Annotated in this window: 17 protein-coding genes; 8 read left to right on the top strand and 9 right to left on the bottom strand. The window is 67.6% G+C overall.

Annotation, left to right across the window (positions count from 1 at the left end):
- Positions 1 to 235: 235 nt before the first annotated feature.
- The gene (locus ACFQZV_RS03285) at positions 236 to 1,399 is read right to left on the bottom strand and encodes an acyl-CoA dehydrogenase family protein (protein WP_378783249.1); all 1,164 of its coding nucleotides are present in this window, start codon (positions 1,397 to 1,399) and stop codon (positions 236 to 238) included.
- A 202-nt stretch (positions 1,400 to 1,601) separates the two neighbouring features.
- Positions 1,602 to 2,972, bottom strand: a complete 1,371-nt coding sequence (locus ACFQZV_RS03280; RefSeq protein ID WP_378754176.1) for a M15 family metallopeptidase — start codon at positions 2,970 to 2,972, stop codon at positions 1,602 to 1,604.
- Between the two features lie 122 nt (positions 2,973 to 3,094).
- Here ACFQZV_RS03280 and ACFQZV_RS03275 point away from each other — a divergent pair, with 122 nt between their 5' ends.
- On the top strand, positions 3,095 to 4,159 hold the full coding sequence (locus tag ACFQZV_RS03275; protein WP_378754178.1) for an Rv2578c family radical SAM protein: 1,065 nt from the start codon (positions 3,095 to 3,097) through the stop codon (positions 4,157 to 4,159).
- Positions 4,160 to 4,167: 8 nt separating this feature from the next.
- Here the strand turns inward: ACFQZV_RS03275 and ACFQZV_RS03270 are convergent, their stop codons facing one another.
- Positions 4,168 to 6,243 (bottom strand): DEAD/DEAH box helicase, encoded by a 2,076-nt coding sequence (locus ACFQZV_RS03270; protein ID WP_378783247.1) that lies wholly within the window; start codon positions 6,241 to 6,243, stop codon positions 4,168 to 4,170.
- 1,077 nt (positions 6,244 to 7,320) lie between these two features.
- Here ACFQZV_RS03270 and ACFQZV_RS03265 point away from each other — a divergent pair.
- Positions 7,321 to 7,941, top strand: a complete 621-nt coding sequence (locus ACFQZV_RS03265) for an antibiotic biosynthesis monooxygenase (protein WP_378754036.1) — start codon at positions 7,321 to 7,323, stop codon at positions 7,939 to 7,941.
- A gap of 20 nt (positions 7,942 to 7,961) precedes the next feature.
- Here the strand turns inward: ACFQZV_RS03265 and ACFQZV_RS03260 are convergent, their stop codons facing one another.
- From ACFQZV_RS03260 to ACFQZV_RS03250, 3 genes are all read right to left on the bottom strand, one after another.
- Complete coding sequence (locus ACFQZV_RS03260) at positions 7,962 to 11,516, bottom strand: efflux RND transporter permease subunit (RefSeq protein WP_378754040.1); 3,555 nt, start codon at positions 11,514 to 11,516, stop codon at positions 7,962 to 7,964.
- A 120-nt stretch (positions 11,517 to 11,636) separates the two neighbouring features.
- Positions 11,637 to 12,611, bottom strand: coding sequence for a DNA topoisomerase IB (locus ACFQZV_RS03255; RefSeq protein WP_378754034.1), 975 nt, complete (start codon positions 12,609 to 12,611; stop codon positions 11,637 to 11,639).
- A 7-nt stretch (positions 12,612 to 12,618) separates the two neighbouring features.
- The gene (locus tag ACFQZV_RS03250) at positions 12,619 to 12,888 is read right to left on the bottom strand and encodes a DUF7218 family protein (RefSeq protein WP_378754032.1); all 270 of its coding nucleotides are present in this window, start codon (positions 12,886 to 12,888) and stop codon (positions 12,619 to 12,621) included.
- Positions 12,889 to 13,080: 192 nt separating this feature from the next.
- Between ACFQZV_RS03250 and ACFQZV_RS03245 the strand changes: the two genes are divergently transcribed.
- The gene (locus ACFQZV_RS03245) at positions 13,081 to 13,245 is read left to right on the top strand and encodes a hypothetical protein (RefSeq protein WP_378754030.1); all 165 of its coding nucleotides are present in this window, start codon (positions 13,081 to 13,083) and stop codon (positions 13,243 to 13,245) included.
- A gap of 63 nt (positions 13,246 to 13,308) precedes the next feature.
- Here ACFQZV_RS03245 and ACFQZV_RS03240 read toward each other — a convergent pair whose 3' ends face one another.
- Positions 13,309 to 14,073 (bottom strand): MerR family transcriptional regulator, encoded by a 765-nt coding sequence (locus ACFQZV_RS03240; protein ID WP_378754028.1) that lies wholly within the window; start codon positions 14,071 to 14,073, stop codon positions 13,309 to 13,311.
- 141 nt (positions 14,074 to 14,214) lie between these two features.
- Between ACFQZV_RS03240 and ACFQZV_RS03235 the strand changes: the two genes are divergently transcribed.
- Entirely contained in the window at positions 14,215 to 15,084 is an 870-nt protein-coding gene (locus ACFQZV_RS03235) for a DUF4097 family beta strand repeat-containing protein (protein WP_378754026.1), read from the top strand.
- Positions 15,084 to 15,698 carry a PadR family transcriptional regulator gene (locus tag ACFQZV_RS03230; protein WP_378754024.1) on the top strand — a complete coding sequence of 205 codons (615 nt, stop codon included), beginning with the start codon at positions 15,084 to 15,086 and terminating at the stop codon, positions 15,696 to 15,698. Before ACFQZV_RS03235 ends, ACFQZV_RS03230 begins: the two co-directional genes overlap by 1 nt.
- A 21-nt stretch (positions 15,699 to 15,719) precedes the next feature.
- Here the strand turns inward: ACFQZV_RS03230 and ACFQZV_RS03225 are convergent, their stop codons facing one another.
- Complete coding sequence (locus ACFQZV_RS03225; protein WP_378754022.1) at positions 15,720 to 16,253, bottom strand: universal stress protein; 534 nt, start codon at positions 16,251 to 16,253, stop codon at positions 15,720 to 15,722.
- Between the two features lie 158 nt (positions 16,254 to 16,411).
- Here ACFQZV_RS03225 and ACFQZV_RS03220 point away from each other — a divergent pair, with 158 nt between their 5' ends.
- Positions 16,412 to 16,597, top strand: a complete 186-nt coding sequence (locus tag ACFQZV_RS03220) for a DUF3073 domain-containing protein (RefSeq protein WP_378754020.1) — start codon at positions 16,412 to 16,414, stop codon at positions 16,595 to 16,597.
- Positions 16,598 to 16,697: 100 nt separating this feature from the next.
- Positions 16,698 to 17,825, top strand: coding sequence for a carboxylate-amine ligase (locus ACFQZV_RS03215; RefSeq protein WP_378754018.1), 1,128 nt, complete (start codon positions 16,698 to 16,700; stop codon positions 17,823 to 17,825).
- 3 nt (positions 17,826 to 17,828) lie between these two features.
- Here the strand turns inward: ACFQZV_RS03215 and ACFQZV_RS03210 are convergent, their stop codons facing one another.
- The gene (locus ACFQZV_RS03210) at positions 17,829 to 18,596 is read right to left on the bottom strand and encodes an IclR family transcriptional regulator (RefSeq protein ID WP_378754016.1); all 768 of its coding nucleotides are present in this window, start codon (positions 18,594 to 18,596) and stop codon (positions 17,829 to 17,831) included.
- Positions 18,597 to 18,749: 153 nt separating this feature from the next.
- Between ACFQZV_RS03210 and ACFQZV_RS03205 the strand changes: the two genes are divergently transcribed.
- On the top strand, positions 18,750 to 19,316 hold the full coding sequence (locus tag ACFQZV_RS03205; RefSeq protein WP_378754014.1) for a DJ-1/PfpI family protein: 567 nt from the start codon (positions 18,750 to 18,752) through the stop codon (positions 19,314 to 19,316).
- The last annotated feature ends 1 nt before the right edge of the window (position 19,317 follow it).

Below are 19,317 nucleotides of genomic sequence, written 5' to 3'. Positions count from 1 at the left end.
GACGAGTCGGCGCTGAAGGCGGGTTCCCGACGAAGGAACCGCGCCCGAGCGGCCCCCACGCCACAACGACGGATGCCGCGACCCGGCCCGAGCGGGCAGGTCGCGGCATCCGTTCATTTCGCGCGAGACTCAGTCCTGACCGCGAGGATCAGTACCTGCAGGCGATTCTCGCGTGCAAGACCGATTCTCGGAGAGGACGCCAGCGGCGCGATCGGCGGGCGTGGCGAAGTGGGCCTCAGCGCTTGCCGACGATCTGACGGCTGACGAGGTCGCGCATGATCTCGTTGGTGCCGCCGTAGATGCGGTGCACGCGCGCGTCGAGGAACGCGCGGGCGATCGGATACTCGGTGATGTATCCGTAGCCACCGTGCAGCTGAACACCGAGGTCGAGCAGTTCCCACTCGCGGTCGGTCGTCCAGAACTTGACCTTGGCCGCCTCTTCGGCGGTGAGCTTCTCGTCCTTGTAGAGCTCCATGGCGCGGTCGACGTAGGCCCACATGACGTCGACGGTCGTGGCCATGTCGGCGAGCTTGAAGCGGGTGTTCTGGAAGTCCGCGATCTGCTGACCGAACGCCTCACGCTCGAGCGTGTAGTCGCGGGTCCACACGAACGCGGCCTCGCCGGCGGCCGCCGCGGCGACGCCGATCGACAGACGCTCCAGCGGCAGGTTCATCATGAGCTGGATGAAGCCGAGGCCCTCCTTGCCGCCGATGAGGTTGGCGTCGGGCACGAACACGTCCGAGAACGACATCTCGGCGGTGTCCCAGCCGTGGAAGCCCATCTTCTCGAGCTTCTTGCTGTGCTCGAAGCCCTCCATGCCGTCCTCGAGGATCAGCAGGCTGAAGGCGTCGGGGCGGTTGCCCTCGCCGGTCTTGACGAACGTGACGACGATGTCGGCGGTCTTGCCCGACGAGATGAACGTCTTCGCACCGTTGACGATGTATCCGCCGTCGACCTTCTTCGCGGTCGTCTTGATGCCGCGTAGGTCCGATCCCGCTCCGGGCTCGGTCATCGCGAGCGCGCCGAGGATCTCGCCGGTCGCCATACCCGGGAGCCACTTCTCCTTCTGCTCCTGCGTGCCCATGTGCACGATGTAGGGAACGGCGAGGTCGTCCTGGATGCCGAAGGCACCCGCGAGCGAGCCCTGGCCGGCGCCGATCGTCTCTTCGAGCACGATCGCGCGGAAACGGTAGTCCTGCAGCATGCCCGCGCCGCCGAACTCTTCGGGTACCGACAGACCGATGAGACCGGCCTCGCCCGCGGCGAGCATCGTCGCGCGGTCGATCTCGCCGTCCTGGTCCCACTGCTTACGCTTGTCTTCGGTCGCGTAGCGCTTGAGGAATTCCTTCACGACGTCGCGGAAGGCTTCGTGGTCCTCGTCGTAGATGTTGCGCTCCATGAGGTGCGTCCTTTCGTGAATCTTCGGCGGGGCCCGCGGCCTCATCGCCGCGAGCGAGTCTAGTCATGTAGACCCCCGATTCGGGATCCCTGTGGGATCGCATCTCACGATTCGCGGTACGCAGTGCCAGGTTTTGTCGAATGCCTCCATGCGACCGGATGCGGCGACCCACAGCCGTCGAACATCGTCCTGTCGACGCGGCTCAGTGGTCGTGTTGCGGCGCGGGCGGGAGGCCGAAGAACTCCTCGAGCGTGTGCCACCCACCGTCGTGGTATTCGGCGGCGAGCTCGACACCGATGTACCGCAGGTGCCAAGGCTCCGGCAGGTATCCCGTGACATCGGTTCCGCCGTCTTCGTAGCGCACGATCCAGCCGTAACGCCAGGCGTTCTCCGCGACCCACGCGCCTTGGGGCGTCGCCGCCAGGTCGTCGATCGTTCCGCACACCTCCGAGCACGGAACGACGTCCACCGCGAGGCCAGACTGATGCTCACTGTGTCCCGGGCGCGCACTCACGACGTCAGCGCGCTCCTGACCCTTGGTGGCGACGTGGTAGTCGTACGTAGCCACCTGTGTGTCGTACGAGCGGTAGGCGCTGCCGACGGCGATGTCACCGGCGCCGGCAGCCCGCGCGTCGGCGGCCATCGCCGACAACGCCGCTGCCGCATCGGCGCGGAGCACACCACCGTCGAGGCTGCGCGTGTCCGCGGGCGCCACGAGACCCGAGGGCGCGTGGTCGATCGGCTCGAGGGGCCGATCCTTGTTGATCACGACCCATGACCGGTCGGGATCGTCGAGGCTGACGCAGGCTGCGATTCCCAGCGCCACGGCGTCGCGGAACTGCGCGGCACCGCCGGCCGCGGCGATCGCCGCACTCTCGTCACCGTCGGCGAGGGCAGTGGTGAAGTCGGAGTCGAGGCACGGGTCGACGACCGCATCCACGGCGAGCTCTCCCGCAGAGCCCGCGACCGGTTGCGGTGTCGCCGGAAGCACCGACGACAGATCGACGCGGATCTCGTCGACGCCTTCGGGCTCGACCGGCAGCTCGGCGACCACGACCACCGGATCCGGCGCCACCGCAGCGGTCACAGCAGCCGCAGATCCCGTGATGAACAAGCCCGCGACAGCCGCGATCGCGGTGATGCCGGCTCCGAAGCGCGAATGCGCGCGCGCATGACGCGCGGTCGTCCGTCGCACTGCGGGCCCGGCCAGCAGCGGAGCGACTCCGGGCCGCGACACAGCGCGAGACACCAGGGGCTCCGGCGCGCGCGGACGAAGGATCGCCGGCCCGCCTGCCGGCGGCACGACCGCCGCGGGACGGACCCCACATGTCCAGGCCATCATTTCGACCCGCTCCGCGACCTCGCGCTCCCGAGCCTCTCTCAATGCTCGACGCGTCATCGGCGGCGGTGTCGTCTCCGCCCGCTCGGTCCCGACAAGACCGCCGTCGCGCACACCGCCGTCGGCGCCCACTGGGGAGCCTTCGCCGACCTCGGGGTGCGCGAACGACCCCTCGCGCAACGCACGTGCGGCACGACGGGTCGCCGGGATTTCGGGTGGGCCGGAGGCAGCCATCCCGGCCATTGTCCCCCGACATCCTGAGACGCGCCAGGATGAATCCCCACCCCGGCGCGTCGTGTTCGAAGCATCTCTCTCTCACTCTTGACATACATACGAAGTTTTGTTCGAATCAGGATATGCGGTGGCAGGGACAACAGCTCGGCTCGACGGATGCGGCGGCGCTGCCCGGTCTCGAGCACCTCAGCGGTTTCGTCCAGTCCGTGACGACACCGGAGTTCGCCGGCACGACGTTCCATGAAGTGCTCTGCAAGTCGGCGCTCAACCGCGTGCCCGGCGCCTCGGCCATGCCGTTCGACTGGACGGTCAACCCATACCGCGGGTGCACGCATGCGTGTTCGTACTGCTTCGCGCGCGCGACGCATGAGTACCTCGAACTCGATGCGGGGCGCGATTTCGATTCGCAGATCGTGGTCAAGGTCAACGTCGCCGAAGTCCTTCGGCGGGAGCTCGCTCGCGGCACGTGGCAGCACGATCCCGTGATGCTCGGAACGAACACCGACCCCTACCAACGCGCCGAGGGCCGGTACCGCCTGATGCCCGGGATCGTCTCCGCCCTCACCGACTCGGGCACACCGTTCTCGATCCTCACCAAGGGGACGCTGCTCAGGCGCGATCTGCCGCTGCTCGCCGAGGCCTCTGCTTCCGTCGACGTGTCGATCGCGATGTCGATCGCCGTCTTCGACGATCCACTGCAGAACGCGATCGAGCCGGGAACCCCGACCGCGAGCGCGCGCCTCCAGACCGTGAGGGCCGCGACGGATGCGGGGTTCCGAGTGACGGTCTTCTTGATGCCGATCCTGCCGCACCTGACGGATTCGGTCCCGGCGATCGACGATGCCCTCCGACGAATCAAGGATGCCGGCGCCGTCCGGGTCGTCTACGGCGCCCTGCATCTGCGCCCCGGAGCCAAGCAGTGGTTCCTGCGTTGGCTCGAGCGCGACCGCCCAGATCTCGTGTCGTCGTACCGCGGCTTGTACCCCGGCGTCTCGGCGACGGCGCCGAAGGCGTATCGCTCCTGGCTCGCCAAACGGGTTCGCCCGTTGCTGCGGGCTCACGGTCTCGACGGACACGACGAGGACTCACCGCCCCACCGAAACCCGGGCCGAGCGACGGCGGCGACGGTCGTCACGACCTCACGAGGCCGGACTGCACGTTCGGCGGGGGCGGCGATGCTTTTCTGACGGACGGCTCAGACCGGAACCACCTGGCGGCCCGAGAGCTCCTCGAGCAGGTCGTCACCCGGACGAGCCTCCTCGAAGGGCGCGTCGATCTCGGCACGATCGAGCAATTCGGCCATACGCCGACGACGCTGACGCGTCACCAGCGACACGACGGTGCCCGCGCGCCCCGCCCGACCCGTGCGGCCTGAGCGGTGCAGGTAGGTCTTGAACTCGTCGGGCGGATCCGCCTGCACGACCAGATCGATGTCATCGACATGGATGCCGCGGGCCGCCACATCGGTGGCCACGAGGACGCTCACCCGACCCGATGTCAACCGCGCGAGATTGCGCGTGCGCTTGGCCTGATTGAGGTCGCCGTGAAGGGCGACGGCATGGATGCCGGCATCCTCGAACTGCTCGGCGAGCATCTCGGCATAGGCGCGGGTGCGCGTGAACACGAGCGTCTTACCCTCGCGGTCGACGAGCGAAGCGAGGATCTCGGGCTTGTCCCGGTGGTCGATGACGAGCACCCTGTGGTCGATCGTCGACGATGCCTGGTCTTCGCCGGCGACTTCGTGCACCGCCGGCTCAACGAGGAACTCGTCGACGAGCGAAGCCACCTCGCGGTCGAGCGTGGCGGAGAAGAGCAGCTTCTGCGAACCCTCGCCTGTCAGACGCAGAATGCGCTGTACGGGCTCGAGAAAGCCGAGTTCGCACATGTGGTCGGCTTCGTCGAGCACGGCGATGCGCACCTCGGAGAGATCGAGCTTGCGTTGCTCGACCAGGTCTTCGATGCGCCCCGGGGTGCCGATGATGATGTCGACGCCCTTCTTGAGCGCCCCGACCTGACGCGCCTGCGGCACGCCGCCATAGATCTGGGTGGTGAACAGTCCGACGCTGCGCGCGATCGGCTGGATGGTCCGATCGATCTGGAGCGCGAGTTCGCGCGTCGGCGCAAGGATCAGCGCCTTCGGTGAACGGCCGAACTCGCGCCGCTGCCCGGCCTGCGAACGCAGGACGGCCTCGACGAGCGGGGCGCCGAAGGCAATCGTCTTGCCCGACCCCGTGCGCCCGCGGGCGAGCACGTCGCGCCCGTCGAGGATCACGGGGATCGTCGAGGCCTGGATCGGGAACGGACGCTGGGCGCCGAGGTCGTCGAGAGTGCGCACGATGTTGTCACCGAGTCCGAGATCGGCGAACGTCGTGTCGGCGACGTCCTGCGCCTGTACCGCGTCGGCGCGAAGGCGATCATGCACGACGTCGACGCGGTCCTGCTGCGCCGGGGCGGTGCGGGCCGTCCAGTCAGAGCGGTTGGGACGGCCGGCGCGCCGGTCGTCGGTGCGCCGTTCGGGGCGCGACCCGGCCCGGTCGTCGCGGACAGGGCGGTCGTCGTATCGGCGAGTCGGGCGTTCCGAGCCGCGACGGTCGTCGTACCCACGCCCGTCGCGCGCGGGCTTCTGACGCGACCCACCATCGAATCGGCGGTCCTCTCGGGCGGGACGCTCCTGGTATCGGCCGCCGGTTCGCGTCGGGTTCTGTCGGCGGTCACCGTCGAAGCGACGATCGTCGCGCGCCGCGCGATCCGTGGGACGTCGGTCATCACGCGCAGGTCGGTCCGTGTATCGGCGGTCGCCGTCGAACCGACGATCGTCGCGGGCCGGACGGTCGCCGCGCGCGGGGCGACCCGATCGGGCGGGGCCGCGTGCGTCGTCCCGGCGTTCGGTGGCCTCGGCGCGATCGCGCCACCCGCCCCGCGGGCCGTCGTGCGAGCGAGAAGCCCCGGCGGTGGGTCGGCCGCGATCGTCCGCGAAGCGTCGCTCGTCGCGGGCGGGACGCGCGTCCCGATCGCGCGGGGCGTGGGTCCGGATGCCACGCGCCTCATCACGGCCGGCCCTTTCCTGGGCGGTCCACCGACGCTTCGCCGGTTCGTCCGTCTCGGCGCGATATCCGCGGTGCTTCGGGCTACGGCTTCCAGGCTTGTCTCCCGCACCGTATGCGGCATCCGGTCGCCGCTTTCGGTCCTGGTACGAGCTCTTTTTCTGTCCGTAGCGCGGGTCGAAGTTCTTGGGCGCTCGACCGCCGGCGGGTTTCTTGTTCTTGGGCATGGTGGTGTCCTTCTGGTTCTCGCACGAGAACAGCGACCGCACGCGCGGTCTACCCGGACTAACGTCGGCCGGGGCCATTCACAGTGATGGTGATGCGCGTCGATCGACGCTCACCATCGGCCCCATGGACTCACAACCACTCCGCTTCGCCGATCGCGAGCGACGTCCAGAGCCGACATTCCAGGCTAGCGCGGATGCGGCTGGGAATCACCTGGTCGCAGGCGGCTTGATATACCACTATTCTTATGCCACCGGCACACGCCGGAACTGGGGAGCCCTGTAAGCCACCGGCGACACTCTCCGCAAGGGTCGTCCGGGGGAGGGCGAGCAACCCTCTGCGGGTGGTTGCCGCTACCGACGGTGACCGATGACCCTCCTATCCCCCACTCCACCCCCACTGCTCTCACCGCGCATGCCCCTTCTCACCCGCGCGGCACGTACCGATGTCGTGCCCGAAGCCCCTTCCGCAACCCCCGGCGCCTCCCACCGGTTGGGCGCGCTCGCGACCCTCGCTCTCATGACGGGGGTCCTGCTCGCCGTCGTCACGACGCACGACGGAACGTGGTGGACGCTCCACTTCTCCCAGCTGGGCACGCACCAAGACTTCTCCGGTCGCACCTTCAACTCGACCGTCATCGTCTCGGGCGCGCTGCTCTCGGCATACGGTGCGGTCATCGGCGCCGACCTGAGGGCAATCGCCCTCGGCCCGCGCCGATCGACGTGGATCCGGGTGTCGATCGCGTCCGCAGGCCTGCACATGATGCTCGTCGGGCTCATTCCGATTCCGGTGAGCCCCGTCGCCCACGACCTGGCGGCGACCGGGCTTGCGCTCTCGTTCCTGTCGTTCGTCGCCTCGGGGCTGGGCTGCACATCGTTGCCGAAGGGCTATCGTCGCTTCGCCGTGGTCGGCGTCGTCGTCCTCGCCGTGGGGATGGCGGTGCTCACCGCAGGTCTCATCACCCTTGCGGCATACGAATCGATCGCCTTCTCGACGATGCTCTTCTGGCTGGTCGGGATGCCGCGTGCCCTGCGCCCCGCCCCCGCACCTGAGACCGCCTCCGAGACCCCAGAGGAATCATGGCCCCTCACGACCTCCACCCGATCACGGTTGCGATCGAACGCCGCATCGACCCGTCCGCTGCCGCGGAAGCAATGGACTGGATGCACACCGGCACGGAGCTCGCGGGTGGTTTCGACGGTTTCCTCGGCTCGGGCTGGGTACGGTCGGGTGAGGGAAGTGACCTCTGGTACATGCTCTACCGCTTCCGCGACATCACGACGCTCGAGTCGTGGGAGCAGTCGCCCGAACGGTCGTCCTGGCTCGCGGCGGGTCGCGGTTTCGCGCACGAGGTCCGTAGTGAACGCCGGACGGGAATCGAGGGCTGGTTCGACGCTCCCCGCGCGACCCACGTCGAGCCGAGCGGCAGTCGCCCCACCGATGACACCGCGACCGGTCCGGTCCAGCAGCCGGTTCCCGCTGCGCCGCCGCGCTGGAAGCAGGCGGTGACGATCTGGCTCGGGTTCTTTCCGACCAACCTTCTCGCGTCCTGGTTGCTGGGCTACGTCCCGGGCTTCGATGAGTGGCCCCTCGTGGGTCGCATCCTGCTGACCACGGTGCTCCTCACACCGTTGATGACCTACGCGATCCTGCCATTCGTGACACGGATGCTGCGCCCCTGGCTGCAGCGGCGCCGCTGAGCGGCGCCGCTGCACGCGACTCAGTCGCGCGGCTCGGGGTGGTCGTCGCTCGCGGGGTCGTCCCCTCCGCCGAGGTCCGCCGGCTCATCCGTCGCTTCCGTGGTCACAGCGTCGTCGCCGGCATCCGGTTCGTCCGCCGCCGCTTCGAGGTTCATCGCGTCGATTGACTCCGCGGCCGGCTCGTCGGCTTCACCACTTTCGCTCACCTCGTCGTGGGTGTCCGAATCCGACGCCGACGCGGTGTCACTGTCCGACGAAGTCACCGGCTCCGCATCGCTTTCCGAGACGTTCACAGGCTCCGCCGCGGTGTCACCCGTCGGCGGGGCCTCCGGGTCTGCATCCGACTCGAGGGTCGCGACGGGGGCGACGGGCAGCGCAACCGCGCCGGTCGTCGCGGCCGCCTCACGCAGGCGCCGCTCACGGCGCGTCAGGGGCGGGGCGGCGGCCGCATCGGCCTCCGATGCCGCGGCTCCGGCATCCGGGGTTCCGTTCTTCGCCGCGCGCCTGGCCTGACGGCGTTCCTTGGCACCTTCCACCAGGTTGTAGAGCGTCGGCAGCACGAGGAGCGTCAGCACCGTCGACGACACCAGACCACCGATGACGACGATTGCAAGCGGCTGCGAGATGAAACCGCCGTGACCGGTGATGCCCAGTGCCATCGGCGTGAGGGCGAAGATCGTCGCGAGGGCGGTCATGAGGATCGGCCGCAGACGACGCGCGCTTCCGGCGATCGTGGCCTCGTGGGCCGACAGACCCTTCTCGCGATACTGGTTCACGAGGTCGACGAGCACGATCGCGTTCGTCACGACGATGCCGATCAGCATGAGCACGCCGATGAGCGAGGCGACACCGAGCGGCACACCGGTGGCGATCTGCAACAGGATCGCACCGGTCGCGGCGAACGGCACCGAGACGAGCAGCAGCAGCGGCTGGCGCAGCGACTTGAACGTCGCGACCATCACGATGTAGACGATGAGGATTGCGGCGAGCAGCGCGAGTCCGAGTTGCGTGAACGCGTCCTCCTGCTGGGTGACGACACCCCCGAGTGCGGCGTCCGCGCCGGCCGGCAGGTCGGCGTCGGCGAGTGCTTCGCTCACCGCGGTCGAGGCAGCCGCGAGGTCGTCGGTCGACGGCGTGACCGTCACCGTCGCGGTACGCTGCCCGCCCTGCGTCGTGATCGCGGTCGGGCCCTGGCTTTCTTCGACCTCGGCCACCTCGGACAGCGGCAGCGGACCGGTCAGGGTTTGGATGGGCAGGTCGCGCAGCTCTTCCAACGTTGCCGGCGTCTCGGACGCCGCGAGGTATACCGTCAGGGCGGTGTCGTCGATTTCGACCGACCCGATCCCCTGCGGCTGCATCGTGTTGGACACGAGCGCACCGACGGCGACCTCCGAGAGACCGAGCGATGCCGCCTTGTCGCGGTCGACCGTGACGGCGATGTAGGGCAGCGAGTCCGAGAGGTTGCTCGTGACCTGACCGATGCCGTCACGTCCCGACAGTGCCTCGACGACCTCGTCGGTCGCTTCCTGGAGGGTCGTGGAGTCGGGAGCGGTCACATCGACCTCGATGTCGCTCGAGCCGAAGCCTCCGCCGGATGCCGACACCGTGATCTCTCCGACCCCGTCCAGGTCGGCCACCGCGTCCAGAACTTCTTCTCGCAACGCGACCTGATCAACGTCGGAATCCGTCGTGATCGAGTACGACACCCCTGTGCCGCCACCCGAGAAGGCGTCTTGCAGCGCCGAGCCGCTCGATCCGATCGACACCTGCACGGTCTCGATGCCGTCGATGTCGAGGAGGACGGCTTCGACCTGCTCAGCCGCAGCCGACTCGGATTCGAGGGATGCCGCAGCATCCAGCCGCTGGTTCATCGTGAAGGTGTTCTGCCCTGAGTCGCCCAAGAAGTTCGTCTTCATGAAGGGCGCCGCCGCGACCGTGCCGCCGAGCACCAGAACGGCGAGCAGGAGCGTCACCCACGAGTGTTTGAGGGTCCATCCGAGGATCGGCAGGTACCCCTTTTGGAGGCGGGTCGGAGGGGCGTCTTCGTGCTCGGGGTCGATCGTGTTGCCGTTCGCGTCGAGCACCGGCTTTCCGGGTCGCAGGAACCAGTAGGCCAGCACCGGCACGATCGTGAGCGCGACCAGCAGAGACGCCGACATCGCGATCGTCACCGTGAGCGCGAAGGGTCGGAACAGCTCACCGGTGATGTCTCCGACGAATGCGATCGGGAGGAACACCGCGACTGTCGTGACCGTGGACGAAGTGATCGCCGCGGCGACCTCGCGAACGGCCAACAGAATCGAGGCTCTCTTGTCGGCGTCACCGACGTAGTGCCGTTTGATGTTCTCGATCACGACGATCGAGTCGTCCACGACGCGGCCGATCGAGATCGTGAGCGCACCGAGGGTGAGGATGTTGAGCGAGTACCCGAACGCCTGGATGCCGATGAAGGTGATGAGCACGCTCGTCGGGATGGAGATCGCCGTGACGAGCGTCGAGCGCACCGACAGAAGGAAGACGAGGATGACCAGCACGGCGAAGACGAGACCGAGCATGCCCTCGACGGCGAGCGTCTCGATCGACTGCTCGATGTACGGCGCCTGATCGAAGACGACGGTGAACTCCGCGCCGCCGAGCGCGTCCTCGAGGTCTGGCAGGATCGCCTCGACGCCCCGGGAGACATCGACGGTGTTCGCCGAGGGAAGCTTCGTCACCGCGATGGTGAGGGCCGGCTCGCCGTTGACGCGCGAGATCGACGTGACCGGATCGGCGGTCTGCTCCACCGTCGCGACGTCGGCGATCGTGACGACACCGGCTTGCAGTTGCTCTGCACTGCTCGGCACGAGGGGCAGCGCGGCCAGCGCGTCGACCGAGGTGATCTGAGTGCCGGTCTGCACCGTCAGTGTCTGGTCGTTCTCGGTGACCTCGCCACCGGGGAAGAGCACGCCGTTCTGATCGAGGGCATCGCGGATCGCCTGTTGCGTGAAGCCTGCCGCTGCGAGCGCGGACTGATCGGGGGTGATGGTGACACGTTGCCCCACACCGCCGACGATCCCCGCTTCGTTCACCCCGTCGACGTCCTCGAACTCGGGAACGACGACGGATTCGAGTTGGTCCTGAATGGTCTCGGGATCGTCGTATCCGGAGATGGCGACCTGGATGACGGGAAGATCGTCCAGACTCGCCGTCAGCACATTGGGATCGACGCTCTCGGGCAACTGCGATTGGATGCGGTTGATCACCCGAGTGATGCGCTGCTCGGCCGTCGCCAGATCGGTTCCGTAGGTGAACGAAGCCTGGACGATCGACGCGTTCGTGGTGCTCGTTGCCGTGCTCGTCTCAAGACCCGGAACACCCTGGATCGCCGACTCGATCGGCACCGACACGTCGTTGTTGACGACCTCCGGCGATGCGCCGGGGTAGGACGTGACGATGATCAGGGCGGGGAACTCGATCGAGGGGATCAGTTCCTGCTTGAGGTTCGTCAGCGCGAGACCACCGAAGACGGCGGCGACGATCGTGATGAGGGCGATGAGGGCGCGATTGCGCAGGCTCAGGACGGCGAGATTGAACACAGCTGCCTTTGCGAGGTCTGAGAGAGGATGCCCGGCCACGGCACGTCGGGTCGCCCTGGCCGATACGCGGATGTATCGGGGTCCAGTATTCCACGGCCGTTGCTGGGATCCGGCCGGGTGTCATCGCTCCCGGCCGGTGAGAAGCGCGCGCACCGCGGACTCGGGCGCGCGCGAGAGGTCCATGACATCGCCGCGGCGGTATCGCGAGAACACGCGAGGGTCGATGTAGCTCGACCGGGCCACGGCCTCGGTGTTCCCGAGCGCGGTGGCGGTCGCCCGAACCGCGAAACGTTCGGCGTCGCGACGGTCTTTCTTCGACGACACCGGACCGAGCTGCGCGAGGGTGGTGGCGGCGACGATGGTGCCGTGGAGGGTACGGAAGTCCTTCGCGGTGTACATGCCCGCCGTCAACTCGCGCACATGGTCGTTGACATCGCGCGGGGTCAACGGCACACGTCGGCGCCCGTCGCGATAGGCGAGAAGGGTGCCCGTCGCGCGCCCGTCGATGAGGTTTCTCACAGCGGCCGCGAGATCCTCGTCGTCGATTTCGATCAGCGCTCGTTTGCGGGCCTTGCCGGTGAACGACAGCGTGACGACGGTCCCCGCGATCGTCGCATGCCGTCGCTGGAGTGTCGTGAGACCCCTCGACCCGTGGCGTTCGAGATAGCGCGCGGATCCGATGCGGGGTGCTCCCGTGTCCAGAAGCCGGAAGGCCGCGGCGAGCACGTGGCTTCGCTCATCCCCGCACTCGCGCAAGGTGATCGTCACCCGTCGTCGCGCATGCGGCAGGGTCGCTGCAAGCTCCAACGCCCGGGTGAACTTGCCGCGGTCGCGACGTGCTCGCCAGCCGGGATGGTAGAGGTACTGTCTGCGGCCCGCCGCATCCGTTCCGAGGGCTTGAACGTGTCCCGCCGCATCCGCGCAGATCCACACGTCCCGCCACGCGGGTGGAATCACCAACGCGGCGATACGCGCACGTTCTTCGTCCGAGACGCTGTGCCCGGTGTCGGTCTCGTAACGGAAGCCCCGCCCCGCGCGCACGCGCCGGTAGCCCGGGGTTTCGTCGGGGTGGACACGGCGGACGGAGAGGGCCACGTCGGCGTCAGTGTTCGCGCAGCAACGAGATCAACTCGGCTTTGCGCTTGTCCGAGTACCCGCGAAGACCGAGCTCTTTGGCCCGGCTCTTGAGATCGTCGACCGTCCAATCTTCGTACGCCGGCGATTCTCCTCCCTTTCGACCGACCTCCGACGCTCCGCGATCGGCGATCGCGTTGGAGATGCGCGCGGCCTTCTCTTTCGAAGCGCCGTCGTCACGCAACTCTTCGTAGAGGTCGGGGTCTTTCAGGCTGTTCGATGCTCGCTTCTTCGGCATGGGTCCTCCTCGGATGCGACGGTAGGACTCTTCGCCCGCATGTATCGAGGGCTTGACACAGGCGTCCTAGCACTGGCAGGGCTCGCCACGCAAGCCCTGTTCGCGCGACCACGTGGGTGCGACTGTGGGTCTGTGCCTCGGAGGCACGCCGGTGCGAGGACCTCGCGCCGGTGACCACGAAGGAGGAGTTCTGTGAACATCGCGCTCATCGTCATCATCGTCGTCGCGATCGTGCTTGCCATCGTCGGCGGCTTGGGCGAAGCCCTGAGCTGGCTGCTGTGGGTTGCGCTGATCGTCGGAGTGATCGCCCTTATCGCGCTGCTCTTCCGGGTGATCAGCGGCAGCCGTCGAGGCTGACCGCCAGAAGACACACCGAGAGCGGATGCCGCGGCTCAGGCCGGGCATCCGCTCTCGCGCGTGTCAGAGGCGTGCGACGTACGCGCGCAGCGCGTCGCGCACGAACTCTGCACCCTCGACGCCGCCGTAGTTCGCGGCGAATCGCGGGTCGGCGACATACATGTCGCCGAGACCCAAGACGTAGCCGGCGAGGTCGCCGTCCGCGTCGGCCGCCGGCGTGCCGGGTACCGAGCACAACCAGTCGACGTGCCGTCGCGCCAGCTCTTGCGCCTGCGGGCTTTCGGCACCGATGCCGCTGCCTGCGGCATCCGTCCAATCGCGCGACAGCGCAGCCGTTCGCTCCGCGAAGCCCGACTTATCGTCTGCGTCGAGGGCGCGCCACCACTCGTCACTCTTGCGGTAGGCGTCGGCCCCCCACCGGGTCTGCACCTCTTCCTTGTACTGAGTGTGGTCGAATCCGTCGAACACGTTCTCTGCCATCAGTCGTTCACCTTCTTTCCTTGCCGTGATGGTTGACCGGACCGAAGCGATCTGACGATCGAGTCGGTCCTTTTCCTGCTGAAGCCACGCGAGGTGGCTCTCGAGCGCGTCGATCTCGCCCTTCTGCCGCGCGAGTATGTCGGCGATCTGAGGCAGACCGAGTCCCAACTGCCGCAGCAGGAGGATCCGCTGCAGGCGCACGAGCGCCGTGTCGTCGTAGTGGCGGTAGCCGTTGTGCGCGATCCGCGACGGTGGCAGCAGACCGATCTCGTCGTAGTGGCGGAGTGTGCGGCTGGTCGTGCCGGCGATCTTCGCCAGTTGTTGGATCGACCATTCGGTGTCGTTCATGATCCCTCCTTCCGTTCGACGACAACGCTAAAGGTTGACGTCGCGTCAAGGTCAACCTTTGCGCACGAATCTGTCGCGATTCGCGATATATCGTGTTACCGTGTTCACGCGATATATCGCGATTGTCACAAGGAGGACAGCATGAGTTCGGAGAAGTGGATCGTCCACCCCGGCCAAACGCGGGTCATCGACATCGAGTCCATCACCGCCCTGAAGGTGGGCCTCGTCGGCGGTCAGATCGACGTCGTCGCACACGACGAACCCGACGCACGCATCGAAGTGCACGGCGTCACCGTCAAGGACCTGCGCATCGAGATCACCGACACCGCCGTCGAGATCGACCATCCGCAGCTGCGATGGGACAACTTCCTCGAGGTCTTCCGCAACTTCGGCGACGGCGGCCCCAAGGCTGAGATCAGCGTCGCGGTCCCCCGCTCGGTCGCGCTGACGCTCGGCGTCGTCTCGGCGAGCGCATTGATCGCCGGACTGCGTGAAGCCGTGAGCCTCAACACCGTGTCGGGCGACATCATCGTCGACGGCCTCACCGGAGACCTGACCGTCAACGCCGTCTCGGGCGACGTTCAGGTCCGCGAGCTCGAGGGAACCTTCAACGCCAACAGCGTCTCAGGCGACGTCGCCGTGACCGGAGCCGTCCGCAAGGCGACGATCGACACCGTCGCCGGCGCGACCCTCATCGACGCCCGCGGAGCGATCGAGACGATCGGAATCAACTCGGTGTCAGGCGAGGCGACGATCCGCCTCGATCACGGACTCCCCGCGAACTACGTCGTCCGCAGCGCGAGTGGGCGAGTGCTCGTCGACGGCGTCGTGCGCTCCGGACTGAGCGCCGGCCCGACGACCAACTACTCCGGCGCCGCCGGTGAACTCAGCGGGAGGTTCGTCGATGTGCGCGCGCACACCGTCTCAGGCGATGTCACCGTGCTCCGGCGCGAGGACGGCGCTTCGGATGTGACCGCGGATGCCGCGGGTGCCGACGAGGAGGAGTGGTGATGAGTCCCGTCTTCTCGCATGGCGACCTGCGCCTGTATCTGCTGAACCTGCTCGACGAGGGCCCGCGGCATGGCTACGACATCATCCAGGCGTTGTCCGACCGCACCGGCGGCACCTATACGCCGAGCGCCGGGACGGTGTACCCGCGCTTGGCGAAGCTCGAAGAAGAAGGTCTCGTGACCAAGACGGTCGACGGCCGCAAGAGCGTCTACGAGATCACTGCGGCGGGCCGCGCGGAGGTCGCTACGCGCCGAGGGGACCTCGAAGGGATCGAGGCGGGGCTCGCCGACAGCGTGCGCCTGATCGCGGATGAAGTGCGCGGCAGTGTCAAGGAGGCGATGCGCAGCCTGCGCGCCGACCTCGCCGCCGCCAGCCGCGACGAACAGGCGGGCGCGTCGGCACGACCGACGGAGTCCGACGACATCCGCGCCCGCAGCCGCGAGCAGCTCCACCGGGCCGATGCCCTCATCAATCGCTTCCGCGCGAACGTCCGCACCGAGCTGCGCACGCACGTCGCGCGAGGTGGCGACCTCTTCGCCGACGTCGTCGACGAGCTGGAACGCGCCGTCGACCAGGTGAGCAGCGACCTCGCCCGCGCCCTCCGCGGTCGCTGATTCGAGGAGATCGGGCGTCGCTCAGGCGGGCCAGATCTCCTCGTCGTCGGGCACAGGCTCGCCCAGGGGCACGACCAACAACGGTCGGTGTTGACGGTGCGCCAATCGGGCCGCGACCGAGCCGGTGAAGAACTCGCGGATCGATTCGCCGATTCCGTGCTTGCGCGTTCCGACGACGAGCAGACGCGCGTCGATCTTGTCGGCGAGATGCTTCATCGCCAGGGCGGGATCGCCGACGAGCTGATGGACACTCCACGTGAGGTCGGTCGCGCCGAGGATGTCTTCGGCGGCTTTTCGTACGCTCACGAGCGCGCTGTCGCCGGCCGACACGTCGATGTCGATCGGCGCCGAATGCACGTAGCCGTCGGGATCCTCATAGGTGACGAACCGGGTCACGTCGACGTGCACGACCGCGAGCGGGGCGCCCAGGAGTCGGGCATAGCGCGCTGCCTCTTTCAAGACACGCGGTGACTGGTCGGGAACGATGCCTGCGATCACGGCACCGCGGGCCGCTTCGCGCTCGTCGTCGGTGAGGTCGGGGGCCACTTCGGCCATGCTGAAACGTCTCCTCGCGTTGCCGTTCGGGTGCCCATCGCCGCCGGGGCGTGAGCCGTGCATGTTATTCTGAATCCTACTCTTCCCGGCTGTTGCCGGATGCCGTTGTTGCGGGTCCAAGATTCGGCCCGCCACTCAGAAATGAGGGGGTCTCGCATATGGGGCGTGGCCGTCAGAAGGCGAAGCACACAAAGATCGCCCGTGAGCTGAAGTCGTACAGCCCGAGCCTGAACGTCTCCGCATTGGAGCGCGAGCTCGGACACCAGTCCGACGACGACGCATACGTCGACAAGTGGGCCGACGAGTATGCCGACGAAGACGAGGATGAGCTAGAGCGGGCATAGAGCTGGCCGCCTCGCCACTTCGCATCCGCTCCCGCGAGCGAGCTCACGCGATTCTCGTCGATGCTTGCGCCACGTGAGTCATCAGGTCTTTGATGGGGCCGTGGACAGGCCCGCGTTTTCGCTAGGGATCGAGGAGGAGTATCTCCTCGTCGACGTGGACTCGCGCGCGCTCGCAGAGGCACCCGAAGGCTTCATCGACGCGTGCCGCAGCGATCTCTCCGAGCAGGTGAGTCCGGAGTTTCTGCAGTGCCAGGTCGAGATCGGCACCAAGATCTGCGCGAACATCGGTGAAGCCCGCGATGAACTGCGGCATCTCCGCAGCACGATCTCCCGGCATGCCGCCCGCCACGGATTGGCGCCGATCGCGGTGTCGTGCCATCCGCTGGCCGACTGGAAGCATCAATCCCACACCGACAAGGATCGCTACCACGCGCTCAATCGCGACCTGGGCGGTGTCGCCCGCCGGCTCCTGATCTGCGGGTGCCACGTTCACGTCGGCATCGAGGATGATGCCCTTCGGATCGACCTCATGCGGCAGATGTCGTACTTCTTGCCGCATCTGCTCGCGCTGTCGTCGTCGTCGCCGTTCTGGCAGGGCGAAGACACCGGCTTGCACTCGTATCGCATCTCGGTCTTCGACAATCTGCCCCGCACCGGGCTGCCGCCCGACTTCGCCAGCTGGGCGGAGTACCAGCGCACCGTCGGCGTCATCACCGACCTCGAGCTCATCGAAGACACCTCCAAGATCTGGTGGGACATCCGCCCCTCACACCAGTACCCCACGCTCGAGACGCGGATCATGGACGTCTCGCCGCGACTCGAGGACGCCCTCACCCTCGCGGCGCTCAATCAATCGCTCCTGCGAATGCTGTGGGGGCTGCGTACCCGCAATCAGCGGTGGCGCAGCTACGGGCGATTCCTGATCGGTGAGAATCGCTGGCGCGCCCAGCGCTACGGCGTCGACGAGGGGCTCATCGATTTCGGGCTGGGTGAGATCGTGGACTTCCCCCGGCTCGCCGATGAGCTCGTTCGCCTGGTCGAAGAGGATGCCGTCGCCCTGGAGTGCCTCGACGAGGTGCAGCGTGTGCGCGAGATCGCGACCGAAGGCACGTCCGCGACCCGCCAGCGTGCCGCGGCCGCCGCTGCGCGGGAGGCCGGGCTCGACCGCGACCAACAGATGCGCGCGGTCGTCGACCATCTCATCGAGGAGTTCCACCTCGACCTTTAGCGGCTACGCATGGAGGTTGCTGGCGACGTGCCATGCTCCGCGTCGGACGACCCGTTCGAGTTCGTGCGCGCGTGACGCGAAGTCGTCGGAGCCCGTCGACACCGATACCGCACCGACGGTACGGCCCGTGCGTGAGCGCACCGGCGCGGCGATACATGCGAGTTTCGGCATGTACTCGTCGACCTCGACCGCGACCTGCATAGCGCGCACCTCATCGAGCTGGTCGCGCAGCCGCTGCTCGCTGGTCACCGAGTGTCCCGTGATCACCGGCGCGCCGTGCCGATCCAGATAGCGACGCAGTTCGGCGTCGTCCTTCTCGGCGAGCATGATCTTGCCGAACGCCGTCACATGTGCTGCCTCGGCGAATCCGACATGAAGCTGCCCGATACGAGGATGTGCCGACGAGTCGGCGACGTGAGCGACGGCGATGTCGTCGCCACGGAACACCGTTAGGTATGCCGGCGCGCGCGCGGCATCGCGCATGCGGGCGAGGATGTCGCGCACTGCGGGGGTGGCGATGAGCTGGGCCCGCACCGCGCGACCGAGATCGTCGACCGCGCGGCCGAGGATGTAGCGCGCGCCCGCGGACCGCACCAGGTAGTCGTGTGCCTGCAGCGTCGCCAGCAGTCGGTACACCGTGGCCTGCGAGAGTTCCACGCGCTCCGCGAGCTCGGCCGCCGTCAGCCCATCGGGCGAGGCCCCGACGGCGTCGAGGATCTGCAACGTGCGGTCGGCCGAGCGGATGCCCGCCGCGTCGCGGGACAAGGTCATGGCGTCAGTGTAGGCCGCGGCATCCGCTCTCGGCACCGGTCCGCAAGCGATTCGACGGCGGATTCGCGCCTGATGAGAATCGTCCTTCGGCCAGAGGCGCGTGACATCCGATGCTTGTCGCATCCGACATCGGAGTCACGAAAGGAGCCTTCCATGGCCGACAAGATCCTCATCCTCACCGGCGACGCGGCGGAGACACTCGAAGTGTTCTATCCGTATCACCGTCTGCAGGAGGCCGGATACGAGGTACACATCGGAGCACCGTCGAAGAAGAAGCTCCAGTTCGTCGTGCACGACTTCGTCGATGGATTCGACACGTACACCGAGAAACCCGGCCACTGCTGGGATGCCGACATCGCCTTCGCCGACGTGGACCCCACCGACTACGTTGCAATCGTCGTACCCGGCGGGCGCGCACCCGAATACATCCGCAATGACGCCGACGCGCAGCGCATCGTGCAGGCGTTCATGGAGCGGGGCGCGCCTGTCGCGGCAACCTGCCACGGGCCGCTGCTCCTCGCCGCATCCGGAGTGCTCAACGGGCGCACATCCTCGGCCTACCCCGCACTGGCGGTCGACGTGACCACCGTGGGCGGCGTCTTCGAGGACGGCGGTGGCGTCGTCGACGGCAACCTCGTCACCGCGCGCGCCTGGCCCGACAACGGCACGTGGATGAAGGCGTTCATCGATGTACTCGAGAACGCGCGGGTGCCGGCGTAAC

The organism is Microbacterium koreense, assembly GCF_042677105.1.
Lineage (GTDB): Bacteria > Actinomycetota > Actinomycetes > Actinomycetales > Microbacteriaceae > Microbacterium > Microbacterium koreense.
The sequence above is the reverse complement of the archived record's forward strand: the minus strand, read 5'-3'. Positions and strand labels throughout refer to the sequence as shown.

Coding starts and splice junctions, on each gene's coding strand:
- ACFQZV_RS03285 (WP_378783249.1), bottom strand. CDS start 1,399: ATGGAGCGCAACATCTACGACGAGGACCACGAAGCCTTCCGCGACGTC.
- ACFQZV_RS03280 (WP_378754176.1), bottom strand. CDS start 2,972: ATGGCTGCCTCCGGCCCACCCGAAATCCCGGCGACCCGTCGTGCCGCA.
- ACFQZV_RS03275 (WP_378754178.1), top strand. CDS start 3,095: ATGCGGTGGCAGGGACAACAGCTCGGCTCGACGGATGCGGCGGCGCTG.
- ACFQZV_RS03270 (WP_378783247.1), bottom strand. CDS start 6,243: ATGCCCAAGAACAAGAAACCCGCCGGCGGTCGAGCGCCCAAGAACTTC.
- ACFQZV_RS03265 (WP_378754036.1), top strand. CDS start 7,321: ATGGCCCCTCACGACCTCCACCCGATCACGGTTGCGATCGAACGCCGC.
- ACFQZV_RS03250 (WP_378754032.1), bottom strand. CDS start 12,888: ATGCCGAAGAAGCGAGCATCGAACAGCCTGAAAGACCCCGACCTCTAC.
- ACFQZV_RS03240 (WP_378754028.1), bottom strand. CDS start 14,073: ATGAACGACACCGAATGGTCGATCCAACAACTGGCGAAGATCGCCGGC.
- ACFQZV_RS03235 (WP_378754026.1), top strand. CDS start 14,215: ATGAGTTCGGAGAAGTGGATCGTCCACCCCGGCCAAACGCGGGTCATC.
- ACFQZV_RS03230 (WP_378754024.1), top strand. CDS start 15,084: ATGAGTCCCGTCTTCTCGCATGGCGACCTGCGCCTGTATCTGCTGAAC.
- ACFQZV_RS03225 (WP_378754022.1), bottom strand. CDS start 16,253: ATGGCCGAAGTGGCCCCCGACCTCACCGACGACGAGCGCGAAGCGGCC.
- ACFQZV_RS03220 (WP_378754020.1), top strand. CDS start 16,412: ATGGGGCGTGGCCGTCAGAAGGCGAAGCACACAAAGATCGCCCGTGAG.
- ACFQZV_RS03210 (WP_378754016.1), bottom strand. CDS start 18,596: ATGACCTTGTCCCGCGACGCGGCGGGCATCCGCTCGGCCGACCGCACG.
- ACFQZV_RS03205 (WP_378754014.1), top strand. CDS start 18,750: ATGGCCGACAAGATCCTCATCCTCACCGGCGACGCGGCGGAGACACTC.